The organism is Arthrobacter sp. MYb221, assembly GCF_002979835.1.
In the GTDB taxonomy this organism is placed as follows: Bacteria; Actinomycetota; Actinomycetes; order Actinomycetales; family Micrococcaceae; genus Glutamicibacter.
The window spans coordinates 130,914-147,002 of sequence record NZ_PCPW01000003.1 but is presented as its reverse complement, the minus strand read 5'-3'; the positions used below and the strand labels follow the sequence as shown (position 1 = coordinate 147,002).

Annotated in this window: 13 protein-coding genes; 10 read left to right on the top strand and 3 right to left on the bottom strand. The window is 65.3% G+C overall.

Annotated features, from left to right (window positions below; genetic code table 11):
- Nucleotides 1–67: 67 nt before the first annotated feature.
- From CQ015_RS18710 to CQ015_RS05185, 3 genes are all read right to left on the bottom strand, one after another.
- On the bottom strand, nt 68–1,000 hold the full coding sequence (locus CQ015_RS18710; protein WP_146114022.1) for a hypothetical protein: 933 nt from the start codon (nt 998–1,000) through the stop codon (nt 68–70).
- Nucleotides 997–1,635 carry a DUF6318 family protein gene (locus CQ015_RS05190; RefSeq protein ID WP_146114021.1) on the bottom strand — a complete coding sequence of 213 codons (639 nt, stop codon included), beginning with the start codon at nt 1,633–1,635 and terminating at the stop codon, nt 997–999. Before CQ015_RS05190 ends, CQ015_RS18710 begins: the two co-directional genes overlap by 4 nt.
- A 134-nt stretch (nt 1,636–1,769) precedes the next feature.
- Complete coding sequence (locus CQ015_RS05185; RefSeq protein WP_105552509.1) at nt 1,770–2,411, bottom strand: TIGR03085 family metal-binding protein; 642 nt, start codon at nt 2,409–2,411, stop codon at nt 1,770–1,772.
- Between the two features lie 134 nt (nt 2,412–2,545).
- On the opposite strand from CQ015_RS05185, the gene hisI reads away from it, so the two are divergent.
- From hisI to CQ015_RS05135, 10 genes are all read left to right on the top strand, one after another.
- Complete coding sequence (hisI, locus tag CQ015_RS05180) at nt 2,546–2,947, top strand: phosphoribosyl-AMP cyclohydrolase (RefSeq protein WP_096285251.1); 402 nt, start codon at nt 2,546–2,548, stop codon at nt 2,945–2,947.
- 75 nt (nt 2,948–3,022) lie between these two features.
- Nucleotides 3,023–4,585, top strand: a complete 1,563-nt coding sequence (locus tag CQ015_RS05175; RefSeq protein WP_105649540.1) for an anthranilate synthase component I — start codon at nt 3,023–3,025, stop codon at nt 4,583–4,585.
- Nucleotides 4,582–5,166: a Trp biosynthesis-associated membrane protein gene (locus tag CQ015_RS05170; RefSeq protein ID WP_181148234.1), complete on the top strand. Its 585-nt coding sequence runs from the start codon at nt 4,582–4,584 to the stop codon at nt 5,164–5,166. Before CQ015_RS05175 ends, CQ015_RS05170 begins: the two co-directional genes overlap by 4 nt.
- A gap of 146 nt (nt 5,167–5,312) precedes the next feature.
- Nucleotides 5,313–5,561: an HGxxPAAW family protein gene (locus tag CQ015_RS05165; protein WP_105552347.1), complete on the top strand. Its 249-nt coding sequence runs from the start codon at nt 5,313–5,315 to the stop codon at nt 5,559–5,561.
- 1 nt (nt 5,562) lies between these two features.
- Nucleotides 5,563–6,387 (top strand): indole-3-glycerol phosphate synthase TrpC, encoded by an 825-nt coding sequence (trpC, locus tag CQ015_RS05160; protein WP_105568911.1) that lies wholly within the window; start codon nt 5,563–5,565, stop codon nt 6,385–6,387.
- Between the two features lie 86 nt (nt 6,388–6,473).
- Entirely contained in the window at nt 6,474–7,736 is a 1,263-nt protein-coding gene (trpB, locus tag CQ015_RS05155; RefSeq protein ID WP_105552345.1) for a tryptophan synthase subunit beta, read from the top strand.
- Complete coding sequence (trpA, locus tag CQ015_RS05150) at nt 7,737–8,519, top strand: tryptophan synthase subunit alpha (RefSeq protein WP_096285238.1); 783 nt, start codon at nt 7,737–7,739, stop codon at nt 8,517–8,519.
- A 2-nt stretch (nt 8,520–8,521) separates the two neighbouring features.
- Nucleotides 8,522–9,484, top strand: a complete 963-nt coding sequence (gene lgt, locus CQ015_RS05145) for a prolipoprotein diacylglyceryl transferase (RefSeq protein WP_105568912.1) — start codon at nt 8,522–8,524, stop codon at nt 9,482–9,484.
- A gap of 509 nt (nt 9,485–9,993) precedes the next feature.
- Nucleotides 9,994–14,607 carry a glutamate synthase large subunit gene (gltB, locus tag CQ015_RS05140; protein WP_374955681.1) on the top strand — a complete coding sequence of 1,538 codons (4,614 nt, stop codon included), beginning with the start codon at nt 9,994–9,996 and terminating at the stop codon, nt 14,605–14,607.
- The gene (locus CQ015_RS05135) at nt 14,600–16,069 is read left to right on the top strand and encodes a glutamate synthase subunit beta (protein WP_105552343.1); all 1,470 of its coding nucleotides are present in this window, start codon (nt 14,600–14,602) and stop codon (nt 16,067–16,069) included. The genes gltB and CQ015_RS05135 overlap by 8 nt, the downstream gene beginning before the upstream one ends.
- Nucleotides 16,070–16,089: the final 20 nt, after the last annotated feature.

Genomic DNA, 16,089 nt, shown 5'->3' with positions numbered 1-16,089 from the left:
ACTAATGGGTCAGTTCATTTTGAACTGGCCCATTTTTGTGTCCGCAAGATCGCAGCCTCGGCAAATGCTAATCCGTGGCGATGAGTTGCTTCTTGGTTCGCCAGACATCAATTTCGATAGGCTCGCTGGGCACGGCGGCTTGTCCCGGGATTGCCTGCCACGGGCCGCCATCGACGCTGAATTCTCCGCGGAACAACGTGGTGAGCCCGACACCGTAGGTGCCCGTTTCTGTGTAGGAATGGCTCGTCGGTGTTTCATCTCGAAGGGTATGCTCCGGTGCTGGCTCGCCTGGGAAATCCAGGTTCCGGGTGTTTCCATCACCATAATTCCAATTCCAGCCGATGGGAATCGCCCGGATTCGTACAGGAGTTTCTAGAATATTCGAGTTGAACGTCTGGCTCTGTCCTTCAGCCCAAAAATGAGAGTGCCCGTTTCGAAGTGAAAAATTTTCTGGATTGCTTAGCATCTGTGAGGCTGTAATTGGAAATGACCTGAATTGCTCGGGTGTAATCATAATTTCAACTATAAAATCTTCACTTGGAATATCTGGATCGAAAGGATCGCCCGGACAAAGCCTATATGTTCGGATAACGAGTCCGGATTCAATACCCTCGACACCGATAATTTGTCTTAGTATTGGGAAAGATCCATCTGGACAGGCAGTCTGATCCGGGTTTGAATCGCATCCTCTAACGGTTTCGAGTCCAGGAATGCAGGTGTCGAAATCTCGGATTTTATATTTGGGGGCATTGCGTTTTTCAATTAACTCAGGATCGGTTGGTCTGTACCATCCCTCGTCGTCGGATGTCTCCTGATTATTGTCATTTTCAGGACATTTCCAGTAGTGTGTGATTTTCTGTTTGTCAATTTTGTTGACCTTTATGCAATTTCCCAAATTGTCCGCTGCAAATTCATTGCTGTCCAACGAAATTAAGGAAGTTGGACTTATAAGGATTGCAATGGCGGCCGCAGATGTACCAGCGCGACTGGTAATACTCATGATTCGTCGTCCGCGACGAGAAGTTTCAATACGACCCAACCATTGTCGAATTTGAGTTGCAATGTGGCTAGCGAAGGCGTAGTTGCTTCGTAATGCGCGATTGGATCATCGGGAATAGTGTAAGTTTTTGACTCATTTATATGGAAATTGAGAGTTACAATGGCCAAATTATCTGCGGACTTGTATGAATCAATCACCATAAAATCATAAGTTCCCCCAACTTGCCACTGGTCTATTGCTTTACTTTTATCTGCTGGATCAATTATTCCCTCGCCGCAGAGTTGGCACTGACGTGAAGTTACCTTTTTCAACTGATCTGCGTTGTTAGTTTCGCCGACGTAGTTCATTAGCTGAAAGTAGTATTCAGCGAATGCTTTTGCCCCTTTTTCGGTGTTTTTATGAGCTAATGCCGAATATTCCGGGAGGACTACATTTTTCGCGGGCCCTGTTGCGGTTGCCGGCTCGTATTTCGGCTTCGCCGGGGACGGGCTTGGCATGGTGGTTTTCGATTCTTGCACCACCGGGTTAGATGACTCCGTGGTGTCCGGCGGGGAGGCGCCACCCGCGCAGGCCGTAACCGTCAATGCACAAGCCAAAACGACAGATTGTGCCACTGCAATTTTCCGAGTGTTCATGTGAACTCTCCGAGCATGTCGAGGATCGCGTTTGAGCGATATCCTAGACCCCTCGCGCAGTTATTGGGAGAGCATGCGAGAAATGTGTGGATAACTCGAGGCCGTCAGGCCGAGCCAGGAATTAGTGACGAGCGCTAGATCGAGGGATGGTAGCCGCGGATAATCTGCAGCGCGCTTTGACCGGCCTCGAAGGTCACCAGGGCTTCATCGGTGCGTCCCGAGGCGTACATCATCAGCTCGGTGACCGGGCCGTTGATGGATACGGCGTTGGGAGCCTTCTTCGCTACGTGGCGTTGCCCATCCGGACGGCACAGGATGATGCCCACGGGCGCCTTGCGGAAGAACAAGCGCGAGGTCTTGATGAGCGATTGCCACAGCAGCTCCGTGTACTCCTTGTCCAGTACCCGGGGAGCCCACTGGGTGCGCGCACGGCGCACGTCTTCGGTGTGGATGAAGAATTCGTTGAGGTTCAGCGCCTTGTCCAGCTTTTCGAAGGAAAAGGGGGAGTAGCCCTTGGGCCCGGCACGGAAACGGCGCACCAGGGCCGCATACCGTTCGGGGGTTTGCGCGTCGTCGGCGAGTTCTTGCAGGCGCACATCGAGTTTCGTGGCGAGCGGCTTCAGCACGACGCCGGCGCTGAGCAGAGAATTTTCGCGGAGGACTAAGTGCGCGGCGAGGTGGCGGGTCTGCCAACCGGCGCACAGAGTGTCGGCGCTGGGGCCCGCTGCTAGCAGGGTCTCGGCCAACGCCAATCTGGAAGCTTGTACTAGGTGCATCACTTCTGAAACTAGCACGGGTCGGCGATTGATGGGCGTAATCATCCGCGGGTGTCGCCAAGCGGTTGCGATTGGCTCTAAGCGGTGCGTCACGCTCGGGAGCTGAACGCGGGAGACCCAGTATGCTAATGGGGATGTCTACTTCTCAGAGCGGCTCGAATCCGAGCCCCGAACCAGAAAACCTCGACCCGCAGATCGCGCAGCGCCTGAAGCGCGATGCGAACGGGTTATTCGCCGCGATCGTGCAGCAGCATGACACCGGGCTGGTGCTCATGCTTGGCTGGATGGACGACGAAGCGCTGCGCCGCACGCTGTCCACCGGGCGAGTCACGTTCTACTCGCGCTCGCGCCAGGAATACTGGCGCAAGGGAGATACCTCGGGGCATGGGCAGTACCTGAAGTCCGCCGCCCTGGACTGCGACGGCGACGCGTTGCTGCTGATGGTCGACCAGGTGGGAGCCGCCTGCCATACCGGCACCGAGTCCTGCTTTACCGACCGCCAGCTGCCCGCCACCGTCGGCCACCGCCCCGAATAGTCCGGGCTTGCAGCCCACGAGCGCCCCGGCAAGCATCGGGCGTCCGCAAAGTTTACGCGTTTGAAAAGAAGCTGAATGAAAACCCTAGGCAAGATTTCCCCTTCCCGCGAGGCCTTTTTGGCCATGGCACCCAACCGCCGCGTCATTCCGATCACCATCTCGGTGCTCGCCGATTCGCTGACCCCGATCGGCTTGTACCGCTCGCTGGCCGGTGGACGGCCCGGCACCTTCCTGATGGAGTCCGCCGCCCCCGGCGGGGTGTGGAGCCGGTACTCGTTCGTGGGGGTGAACTCGCCCGCGACGCTGAGCACCCGCGGCGGAGAGGCCTACTGGCAGGGGCATGTGCCCGAGGGGCTGCCCACCGGCGGGGTGAGCGTGGACGTCCTGCGCGACACCGTGCGCGCGCTGCATACCGAACCGGTCCCGGGCATGCCGCCGCTAACCGGCGGCATGGTCGGCTTCATCGGCTGGGAGTGCGTGCGGCACTGGGAGCGCCTGCCCAATCCGCCGGTTGATGACCTGAACATCCCCGAACTGAGCATGAACCTGGTCGCCGACATGGCCGCGCACGACGCCACCGAGGGCACCGTGACGCTGATCGCCAATGCGATCAACTTCGATGGCCGCGAAGAGCACGCCGAGGCGGCCTACGATGCCGCGGTGGCGCGGCTGCAGAAGATGCTCGACCAGCTCGGCACCCCGCTGGACTCCACGGCCATCACCCTGCAGGGCACCGACGTGCCGCGCGAAACGCTGATGGAAGCGGTCAGCCACTCCTGGGCCGAAAACGAGTATTTGGAGGCGCTGGCGAAGGCGAAGGTGGCCATCGTCGACGGCGAGGTGTTCCAGATTGTCGTCTCGCGGCGCTTCGAGCTGGAGACCAAGGCGGACGCGCTGGACGTCTACCGGGTGCTGCGCGCGACCAACCCGAGCCCCTACATGTACCTGTTCAACTTCGAGAACGAGGACGGCGAACCCTTCCAGATCGTCGGCTCCTCCCCGGAGGCGCTGGTCACGGTCAACGACGCGCATGTGGTCACCCACCCGATCGCCGGATCCCGCCCGCGCGGGGCGAACTACGAGGAAGACCAGCTGCACGAGAAGTCGCTGCTGGCCGACGAGAAGGAACGCGCCGAGCACCTGATGCTGGTGGACCTCTCGCGCAACGACCTCTCGCGCGTCTGCCAGGCCGGCACCGTGGAGGTCACCCAGTTCATGGAGGTGGAGCGCTTCAGCCACATCATGCACCTGGTCTCCAACGTGGTCGGCAAGGCCCGGGAGGACGTGGACGCCTACGACGTGCTCGCCTCCACCTTCCCGGCCGGCACGCTCTCCGGGGCGCCCAAACCCCGGGCGCTGCAGCTGCTCGACGAGTACGAGCCCTACCGCCGCGGAGTGTACGGCGGCGTGGTGGGCTACCTGGACTTCGCCGGCGACATGGACATGGCCATCGCGATCCGCTCCGCGCTGCTCAAGGATCACCGCGCCTACGTGCAGGCCGGCGGCGGCATCGTGAACGATTCGAAATTCGCCGACGAAGCGTTGGAAACCGTCAACAAGGCCGCCGCCCCGCTGCGTGCGGTGTGGGCCGCCGGCTCGATGCGCCCAGCCAATACCGAAACTGGTGGAACCAAGTGAAAAAACATCTCACCGCCCGCAATACCGCCCTGCTTGGCATCCTCGGAGCGCTGGCCGGACTGTGGACCGCCACCCGCACCTGGGTGGTGGTCCAGGTCGAATCCGGCACCGTGCAGGTCCCGGAGATCGTCGTCGACGGGTCCACCGCCGCCGCCTCCGTCACCGCCCTGTGCGTCGCGGTGCTCGCCGGTGCGCTTGCGCTGCTGATCGCCGGGAAGATCGCCCGCTACCTGATCGGGCTGATCACCCTCTTGGCCGGCATCGCGGTGATCGCCGCCGGAGTCCAAGCGGTCACCAACCCGCAGGCGGCGGCCGCCGGCGCGGTGGCCGAGGCCACCGGGCTGACCAGCGGCGCCGGGCAGTACACCGTTTCGCTTTGGCCGTCGCTGACCGTGGTGGCCGGGGCGATCATCGTGCTGCAGGGAATTCTGGTGCTGATCTATTGCGGCGGGTGGAAGAAGAGCTCGAAGTACGACCGGGAGGTTTCCGCGGCCCCCGCGGCCAAGGACGCGCAATCGCGCGGGATCTCCGACTGGGAGCAGCTCTCCAAGGGCGAGGATCCCACCAGCGGCAACCAGTAGGTGATTCGGCCCACCGGGACGCAACGAAGCGCCGTGGAATAGGCCATCATCAAGTCCAAGTGGCAGAATAGTAAGCGAAGTCCATCGCGCCGACCGGTCCACCGGGGCGGCGCGCAACCTGAAGAGCAAAAGGGAGACATCCAGCAATGTCGCAGAACACCGAGATTGACCCGGTCTACAACGAAGAAATCGGCCACGGCAACTCGATCGCAGCCTGGGCCTGCGTCGGCACCATGATCGTCGGTTCGATCGTCGGCGGCGTCGCCTTCGCGTTCCACAACTCGGCCATCGTCTACGCGGGCGCGGGCATTATGGTGCTCGGCCTGATCGTCGGCTGGATCATGAAGAAGGCCGGTTTCGGCGTGGGCGGTTCGCGCAGCGGAGCAGCGCACTAAATTGACTGTTCTTGATGACATCATCGCGGGCGTCCGGGAAGACCTGGGCGCCCGTCGCGCCATCACCAGCCTCGCGCAGGTGAAGGCCGCCGCGGCCGCCATGCCGGCGGCCCGCGACGGCTTCGCGGCCCTCGGCGGCCAGGCCGGTCCCGCCGCGCGCGACACCATCCTGCGGGTGATCTCCGAGGTGAAGCGCAAGTCCCCGTCCAAGGGCGCGCTGGCGCAGATCCCCGAACCGGCGGAGCTCGCCGCGGCGTATGCCGCCGGCGGCGCCTCGGTGATCTCCGTGCTCACCGAACAGCGGCGCTTCGGCGGTTCGCTGGCCGATTTGGACGCGGTCCGCGAGGCGGTCTCGATTCCGCTGCTGCGCAAGGATTTCACCGTCGACGAGTACCAGATCTACGAGGCCCGGGCGCACGGCGCGGACCTCGTATTGCTCATTGTTGCGGCGCTGGATGATCAAACGCTCTCCAGTTTCCTAGAATTGACCCACGAGCTGGGAATGAACGCACTGGTGGAGACGCACACCGAGGAGGAAATCGCGCGGGCCGTAAAGGCCGGGGCGAAGATCATCGGCGTGAACGTGCGCAACCTGAAGACCCTCGAGGTCAACGTGGACACCTTCGGCGCGTTGGCCCCGTTGCTGCCAAGCGACGCGGTGCTCATCGCCGAGTCGGGTGTCGAATCGGCCGAACAGGTGGAAATCTACGCTGCGGCCGGGGCGGACGGAATCCTCGTCGGGGAGGCGCTGGTCAAGCACGCGGACCCGCAATCCACCGTCGCGGAGTTCATCGCGGCGGGTACCGCAGCCAAGCCGGCGCGCTAGGCGAGCCGAACCCAGATCTTCGGTGCCCGGCCAGGGCCTGCTTCCTGGCCGGGCACCGCTAAAAAATTCAAGAGAAGAGGGAATCGATGAACGCATCGGATGACTCGCTGAAACATGCCAGCGGACCGTATTTTGGGCAGTACGGCGGACGCTGGATGCCCGAATCGCTTATGGCGGCCATGGATGAGCTGAACGAGACGTTCGAGGCGGCCAAGGCCGACCCGGCGTTCATCGAAGAGGTCAAGGAGCTGAACCGCAGCTACTCGGGCCGCCCCTCGCTGCTGACCGAGGCGAAGCGCTTCTCCACCGAGGCCTGCGGCGGCGTGCGCGTATTCCTCAAGCGCGAGGACCTGAACCACACCGGCAGCCACAAGATCAACAACGTGCTCGGCCAGGCGCTGCTGGCCAAGCGCATGGGCAAGACCCGCATCATCGCGGAGACCGGAGCCGGCCAGCACGGCGTCGCCTCGGCCACCGCAGCGGCCCTGATGGGCCTGGAATGCGTGGTCTACATGGGCGCCGAGGACACCCGCCGGCAGGCGTTGAACGTCGCGCGCATGCAGCTGCTCGGCGCCACGGTGATCCCGGTGACCGTCGGCTCCCAGACGCTGAAGGACGCGATCAACGAGGCGCTGCGCGACTGGGTCGCCAACGTGGGCACCACCCACTACCTGCTGGGCACCGCCGCCGGCGGGGCCCCGTTCCCGGCCATGGTCCGCTACTTCCACGAGGTCATCGGCGAAGAAGCCCGCGAGCAGATCATCGCGCAGGCCGGCCGCCTGCCCGATGCGGTCACCGCCTGCATCGGCGGCGGATCGAACGCCATCGGCATCTTCCACGGCTTCCTCGACGACAAGGAGGTGGAACTCTACGGTTTCGAGGCCGGCGGCGACGGCGTGGACACCGACCGCCACGCCGCGACCATCACCCTGGGCAAGCCCGGCGTGCTGCACGGGGCGAAGAGCTACCTGATGCAGGACGACGACGGGCAGACCATCGAGTCGCACTCGATCTCCGCGGGCCTGGACTACCCGGGCGTCGGCCCGGAGCACGCCTACCTGGCGGATATCGGCCGCGTGCACTACGAACCGGTCACCGACACCGAGGCGATGGACGCGTTCAAGATCCTCTGCCGCACCGAGGGCATCCTGCCGGCGATCGAATCCGCGCACGCGCTGGCCGGCACCATCCGGCTGGCGGCCCGCAAGATCGCCGAGGGCGCGCAGCCCGAGGAGACCATCATCATCGCAAACCTGTCCGGCCGTGGGGACAAGGACGTGTCCACTGCCGCGCAATGGTTCGGCATGCTCGATTCCGAGGCCGCCGAGAACACCCCGGAGGGCAACTAAATGTCGCGTGTCACTAGTGCAGAAAAGATCGCCGCGGCGCGTGCCGAAGGCCGCCCGGCGCTGATCGGCTACCTGCCCGCGGGCTTCCCGGACGTGGAAACCAGCATCGAGGCGGCCGTCGCGCTGGCCGAGAACGGGGTGGACGTCATCGAGATGGGCATCCCCTACTCGGACCCGGTGATGGACGGGCTGGTCATCCAGGAGGCGACCAACCACGCGCTGGCCAATGGCTTCCGCGTGGCACAGATCTTCGACATCGTGCGCGGGATCACCGAGCGCACCGACGCCGCGGTGATGGTGATGACCTACTGGAACCCGGTGCTGCGCCTGGGCGTGGACGAATTCGCCCGGCGCTTCGCCGAAGCCGGCGGGGCCGGGCTGATCACCCCCGACCTGGTGCCCGACGAGGCCGCCGAATGGCAGGCCGCAAGCGAGAAGTACGACCTGGAACGGGTGTTCCTGATCGCTCCGAGCTCCACCGAGGCGCGCGTGAAGCAGACCGTCGCGGCCTCCTCCGGGTTCGTCTACTGCGTTTCGCTGATGGGTGTCACCGGGGCGCGCAGCGAGGTTTCCTCCGCCGCGCAGGCCGTGGTGGACGCCGCCCATGCCGCCGGCGCCGCGAACGCCTGCGTCGGGCTCGGCGTTTCACGCCGCGAACACGTCACCGAGATCGGCGGCTACGCCGACGGGGTGATCGTGGGCACCGCGCTGGTCGCCGCGCTGCGCGACGGGGGAGTGCCCGCCGTGGGCCGCCTCGCCGCGGAGCTGAGCGGACGGGCCTAGGCATGCTCCCGGTCTCCATCCCGTCTCCGCCGGAGGAATTCTCCAAGCTCTCCCTGGGCCCGCTGACCATCCACGCCTACGCGCTGTGCATCTTGCTGGGCATCGTGCTGGCGCTGTGGCTGACCGGGCGGCGGATGCGTGCCCGCGGCGGCGACTCGGACCTGCTCTGGGACATCGTCATCTGGGCGATCCCCTTCGGCATCGTCGGCGGCCGGCTCTACCACGTGCTGATCACCGACCCGATGTACTACTTCGGGCTCGGCGGGCAGCAAGCGCACTGGGCCGAGATCCCGCAGCTCTGGCTGGGCGGACTGGGCATCATGGGCGCGGTCTCGCTGGGCATCGTCGGCGCCTGGATCGGCTGCCGGCGGAGCGGGGTGCGGCTCTCGGCCTTCATCGACGCCGTCGCCCCCGGCGTGCTGCTGGCCCAAGCCGTGGGCCGTTGGGGGAACTGGTTCAACCAGGAACTCTTCGGCGCGCCGACCACCCTGCCCTGGGGACTTGAAATCGACCCGGAGCACTATAACTTCCCGGCCTCGCTGCCGCCCGAGACGCTCTTCCACCCGACCTTCCTCTACGAATCATTGTGGAACCTGCTGGGCGTGGTGGTGCTGCTGGCGCTGGACAAGAAGTTCGCGCTGCGCCGCACAGCGTTGTTCTGCTGCTACGTGATTTGGTACGGCATCGGCCGGACCTTCACCGAGTCGCTGCGCCTGGACGCGGCGGAGATCATCAGCATCGGCCCGCTGTCCCTGCGCATCCACCAGTGGCTGGCCATCGCCCTGGTCGTCTTCGGCTCGCTGGCGCTGGCCTACGTGCTGGCGAAGCTGCGCGGGGAAGGCAAGGATTCGCTCTTCCTGCCCGGGCGCGAGCCGGCGGCCCGCGCCGCGGCGGCGGGCACCGACGCTCCGTCGAGCAACACCGAGCGGCAGATCATGAAGGACGACGAGCAGCCGCCGGGCTGATCGCGGAGCTGCCTCCGCACCTCCAACGGGGATCGAAAAACACCAGCGCGTGTTTTTTCGGTCCCCGTTTCGGCGTTAACGCGGGACTTTTTTGCCCCTCGGGTGGGCGGTACGCAATCTGCGCGAAACATTTAAAAATCGGCTCAACCCCGGGCGAAACAATGGAAAAGGCCAGCATCACCGCGAATAAACCTGCTTTTTAGCTGGCGCTGTGCGTGACCGTTTTAACATTTTCGAAACAAAACCGCGCGAAAGCGGGAAACATAGGGGGCGTAAGGTAAATCTACGCACCTCTCCGGGAGTCCACACCCCATGACCCGGGCGAGGCGCAGGAACCACAACGCGGTGGATCCTTCAACCTTCGAAGCAGCGCACCCGCTCGGCCCCACCCCGCCGGCGGCGCAGCTGGCCACGAGGTTAAGGCGACCGGTGGCTGACGCACCTTCGAGAATCCCCAAGGTGGGACCCGGTTCGCCTTTTCCGCCGCATGAACCACGAAAGGCACGCTCATGAGCATGACCGGAGTCCAGTTGAACGCCTCGCCCGGATTTGGCGAGGCCGCCCCCTCGCCCTATACCCGATTCGCGGCAATTCCGCCGGCGCAGGGTTTATACGACCCGAGCGCCGAAAAGGATGCCTGCGGACTGGCGATGATTGCATCGCTGAAGAACCACCCAACTCATGAGATCGTCAGCCACGCGCTGACCGCGCTGCGCCGCCTGGAACACCGCGGGGCCATCGGCGCCGACGAGGGGACCGGCGACGGAGCGGGCATCCTGCTGCACCTGCCCGATGCCTTCCTGCGCGCCGTCACCGAATTCGAGCTGCCCGCCCCCGGGAGCTACGCGGTCGGCATGGGCTTCCTGCCCGCGGCGCAGAACGAACTGGAGTTCGCCAAGGCCGAACTCGAAGAGCTCGCCGCCGAAGAGTCGCTGACCGTGCTCGGCTGGCGCACCGTCCCGGTGGATCCGGAAGTACTTGGCGCCTCCGCCCGTGCGGTCATGCCGCATATCACCCAATTCTTCGTCGCCTCCAGCGCGGCCTCCGGCGAGCTCGACTCCCGGGCCCTGGACGCGGCAGCCTGGCGCATCCGCCGGCGCGCGCACAATAAGATCGGCGTCTACTTCGCCTCCTTCTCCGCGCAGTCCATCGTCTACAAGGGCATGGTCTCCACCGCCCAGCTCGAGCCGTTCTTCCCGGATCTGTCCGACGAGCGCTTCACCAGCCGCTGCGCGATCGTGCACTCGCGCTTCTCCACCAATACCTTCCCGTCGTGGCCGCTGGCCCAGCCGTTCCGCACCATCGCGCACAACGGCGAGATCAACACCGTCAAGGGCAACCGCAACTGGATGCGCGCCCGCCAGTCGACCCTGGAATCCGAGCTGCTCGGCGAGGTGCCCGAGGAGCTCTTCCCGATCTGCACCCCCGGCGCCTCGGACTCCGCGAGCTTCGACGAGGTCGCCGAGATGCTGATGCTCTCGGGGCGCAAGGTCACCGAGGCGATCATGATGATGATCCCGCAGCCCTGGGAAAACGACACCCAGATGGACGCCGACCTGCGCGCCTTCTACCAGTACCACTCGATGCTCATCGAACCGTGGGACGGCCCGGCGGCGGTCTGCTTCACCGACGGCCAGCTGGCCGGCGCGGTGCTGGACCGCAACGGACTGCGCCCGGCGCGCTGGTGGGTCACCGACGACGACCTGGTGGTGCTCGCCAGCGAGGTCGGCGTCATCGACATCGCCGAGGAGCATATCGTCTCCAAGGGCCGCGTGGCCCCGGGCAAGATGTTCGCGCTGGACCTGAATGCCGGACGCATCGTGGATGACGCCGAGATCAAGGCCGAGGTCGCCGCCGCGAAGCCGTGGCGCGAATGGGTCGGGACGAATATCAAGTCCCTGGAGGAGTTCCCGGACCTGGAGCATGTGCGCCACAATTCGGCCTCCGTGCTGCAGCGCCAGCTGACCTTCGGCTACACGGCGGAGGAGCTGCGCATGCTGCTGGCCCCGATGGCCAGCACCGGAGCCGAGCCGCTGGGCGCCATGGGCACCGACAGCCCGATCGCCGCGCTCTCGCAGCGCCCGCGGCTGCTCTTCGACTACTTCACGCAGTCCTTCGCCCAGGTCACCAACCCGCCGCTGGATGCGATCCGCGAGGAGCTGGTCACCTCGATGCGCACCTCCATCGGACCCGACGGCAACCTGCTCTCCCTGGACCGCGTGGCGCAGACGCAGATCGATCTGGACTACCCGGTGCTGACCAACGACCAGGTCGCGAAGATCGTGAACCTGCGCGACGCGTCGGGCGCCAAGTACTCGCTGAAGGTCCGCGGGCTCTACCGCCCGGCCGGCGGCGAATCCGAACTGCGGGCCCGGCTGCAGGAAATCTGCGAAAAGGTCTCCGCCGCGGTGAACCGCGGGGTGCGCTACATCGTGCTCTCGGACCGCGACTCCTCCGCGGCCTGGGCTCCGATCCCGTCGCTGCTGCTGACCTCCGCGGTGCACCACCACCTGCTCAAGAGCTCGACCCGCACCCGCGTGTCGCTGATCATCGAGTCCGGCGACGCCCGCGAGGTCCACCACATCGCGCTGCTCATCGGCTACGGCGCCAGCGCCATCAACCCGTACCTCGCGCTGGAAAGCGTCGAGCAGCTGGCCGAGGAAGGCTCGCTGCCGGGCATCACCGGGCAGGTGGCCGCCGCGAACCTGATCAAGTCCCTGGGCAAGGGGGTGCTGAAGATCATGAGCAAGATGGGCATCTCCACGGTGTCCTCCTACTGCGGGGCGCAGACCTTCGAGGCCGTGGGGCTCTCCCAGCGCGTGGTCGACCAGTACTTCACCGGCACCGCCACCAAGCTCTCGGGCATCGAGCTCGACGTCGTCGCCGCCGAGGCCGCGGCCCGGCACGCCCGGGCCTACCCGGAGCATTCCGGGGCGAGCCAGCCCAACGAGCTGGAGGTGGGCGGGGAGTACCAGTGGCGCCGCGAAGGGCCGCCGCACCTGTTCGACCCGCAGACCGTATTCCGCCTGCAGCACTCCACCCGGACCCGCCGCTACGACGTGTTCAAGGAGTACACCAAGGCCGTCGACGACCAGGCCTCGGAGCTGAAAACCCTGCGCGGGCTGCTGAAGTTCAACACCGAGTCCATCACCCCGATCCCCATCGACGAGGTCGAACCGGTCAGCTCGATCGTGAAGCGCTTCGCCACCGGGGCGATGAGCTACGGCTCGATCTCCGCCGAGGCGCACGAGACCCTGGCCATCGCGATGAACCGGCTGGGCGGCAAGTCCAACACCGGCGAGGGCGGCGAGGATCCCGAGCGGCTGCTCGACCCGGTGCGCCGCAGCGCCGTGAAGCAGATCGCCTCGGGCCGCTTCGGGGTGACCAGCCTGTACCTGACCAACGCCGATGACATCCAGATCAAGATGGCCCAGGGCGCGAAGCCCGGCGAGGGCGGCCAGCTGATGAGCCAGAAGCTCTACCCGTGGATCGCCAAGACCCGCCACTCCACCCCGGGCGTGGGACTCATCTCCCCGCCGCCGCACCACGACATCTACTCGATCGAGGACCTGGCCCAGCTGATCCACGATGCGAAGTGCTCCAATCCGGCGGCGCGCGTGCACGTGAAGCTGGTCTCCGAGTCCGGCATCGGCACCGTCGCGGCCGGCGTGGCCAAGGCGAAGGCCGACGTCGTGCTGATCTCCGGGCACGATGGCGGCACCGGCGCTTCGCCGATGAATTCGCTCAAGCATGCGGGTACCCCGTGGGAGATCGGCCTGGCCGAGGCGCAGCAGACGCTGATCCTCAACGGGTTGCGCGACCGCGTCACCGTGCAGGTGGACGGCCAGCTGAAAACCGGGCGCGACGTGCTCATCGGCGCGCTGCTCGGCGCCGAGGAATTCGGCTTCGCCACCGCCCCGCTGGTGGTTTCGGGCTGCATCATGATGCGCGTGTGCCACCTGGACACCTGCCCGGTGGGCGTGGCCACGCAGAACCCCGCGCTGCGCGAACGCTTCAGCGGCAAGGCCGAATTCGTGGTGAACTTCTTCGAGTTCATCGCGCAAGAGGTCCGCGAACTGCTCGCCAGCCTGGGTGCGCGCACCCTGGAGGAGGTCATCGGCCGGGTGGAGCTGCTCAGCGGCGCGCAGGCCGGCGCCCACGACAAGGTCCAGTCCCTGGCCCTGGGCGCGATCACCCACGTGCCCGACGTGGAACTCACCGCACGCCGCCGCCGGATCGGCCAGGACCACGGTCTTGACAAGCATCTGGACCAGCGGCTCTTGGCCGCGGCCGCGCAGACCCTGACGGACCGGATCCCGGTGGTGATCGACGCGGACATCGTGAACACCGACCGTTCGGTGGGCACGCTGCTCGGCCACCACGTGACCAAGACCTTCGGGCTCGAGGAACTGGCCGCGGACACCATCCGGGTGAACCTGGCCGGGCGCGCGGGCCAGTCCCTGGGCGCCTTCCTGCCCGCCGGCATCACCCTCGGGCTCTCCGGCGACGCGAACGACTACGTCGGCAAGGGGCTCTCGGGCGGACGGATCGCCATCCACCCGCCGCGCACCACCCTGTCCAACCCGCAGGACCAGGTGATCGCCGGAAATGTGGTCGGCTACGGCGCGACCAGCGGCGAGATGTTCATCAACGGCATGGTCGGCGAACGGTTCGCGGTGCGCAACTCGGGCGCCACGATCGTCACCGAAGGCATCGGGGAACACGGCTGCGAGTACATGACCGGCGGCCGGGTGCTGATCCTCGGCGCCACCGGACGCAACTTCGGCGCCGGGATGTCCGGCGGCATGGCCTGGGTGCTGGACTTCGAGGAGAAGAACCTGAATCCGCTGGCCGCCGCGGCCGGCGATCTGCTGGTCCGCGGAATCAACGACGATGAGGCGCAGGCGATCCACGCGCTGCTCACCGAGCACATCGCGCTGACCGCCTCGCCGCAGGCGCAGCGCCTGATCCTGGATTGGGAGCAGACCCGCCAGCGCTTGACCAGCATCATCCCGCGCGATTTCGCCGCGGTTGAAAATATCCGTGCCGAAGCGGCGGCCGCCGGAGAGAATCCGGATTCGCCGCAGGTATGGGACAAGATTTTGGAGGTGACCCGTGGCTGATCCACGCGGATTCTTGAAGGTGACCGAACGCGTCACCCAACCCAAGCGCCCGGTGCCGGTGCGCCTGATGGACTACAAGGAGGTCCTTGAGCGCCAGCAGGCAGGCACGCTGCAGGAGCAGGCCTCGCGCTGCATGGACTGCGGCATCCCGTTCTGCCACCAGGGCTGCCCGCTGGGCAACCTGATCCCGGAGTTCAACGACCTGACCTACCGCGGGCGGATGGACGATGCCGCGGCCCGGCTGCTGAGCACCAACAACTTCCCGGAACTGACCGGTAAGCTGTGCCCCGCCCCCTGCGAGGCGGCCTGCGTGCTGAGCATCAACCAGCCCGCGGTCACCATCAAGCAGGTCGAGGCCGAGCTGGCCGAGCATCTGATGGACGCCGGCGACTTCATCGCGCAGCCGCCGGCGCGCCACACCGAGAAGCGCGTGGCCATCGTCGGTTCCGGTCCGGCCGGACTGGCTGCCGCCCAGCAGCTGACCCGGGTGGGCCACACCGTGGCGGTCTACGAGCGCGACGAGCAGATCGGCGGCCTGCTGCGCTTCGGCATCCCGGACTTCAAACTCGAAAAGCAGATCATCGACCGCCGCCTGGACCAGATGCGTGAGGAAGGCACGATCTTCCGCACCGGCATCGAGATCGGCAAGGAGATCAGCTGGGATCAATTGCGTCGCGATTATGACGCGGTGATCGTCGCCACCGGCGCCACCATCCCGCGGGAGCTGCCCATCCCGGGCCATGACCTGGATGGCGTGCACCACGCCATGGAGTTCCTCACAGAGAACAACCGCGTGGTGGCCGGAACCCTGGACGCTGCGCGCATCGATGCGAAGGGCAAGCACGTGATCGTGCTCGGCGGTGGCGACACCGGATCCGACTGCATCGGCACCGCGCTGCGCCAGGGAGCCGCTTCGGTGACCACCTTGGCCATCGGCCAGAAGCCGCCGACCGAACGCGCCGACACCCAGCCGTGGCCCACGATGCCGCTGCTCTTCGAGGTGCAGTCCTCGCATGAGGAGGGCGGCGAACGCAGCTATCTGGCCTCGACCGTGAACTTCGTTTCCGGCGAGGGAGCCGAGCAGAATAAGGTGATCGGTGTTACAGTTGCAGAGACAGAATTCGTTGCCGGCAAGCGCCTGCCGAAGCCTGGGACGGAACGCGTTATCAAAGCGGATCTGGTTCTCCTGGCTCTTGGCTTCACCGGTCCGGAACCTTCCGGGCTCGATGAGCAGCTCAGCATCGAATTCGACAACCGGGGCAACGTCGCCCGAGATGGCTACTACATGACGAACTCCGAATCGGTGTTCGCCGCCGGAGATGCCGGTCGGGGGCAGTCGCTGATCGTCTGGGCTATCGCCGAAGGCCGCGCTTGCGCCGCCGGAGTCGATAAGTTCCTGATGGAAACGACGAACCTTCCTGCACCAGTTGCTCCAACAGATAGAGCCATCAGCATCATTTGAGTGGCATAGGCTTTGATGCG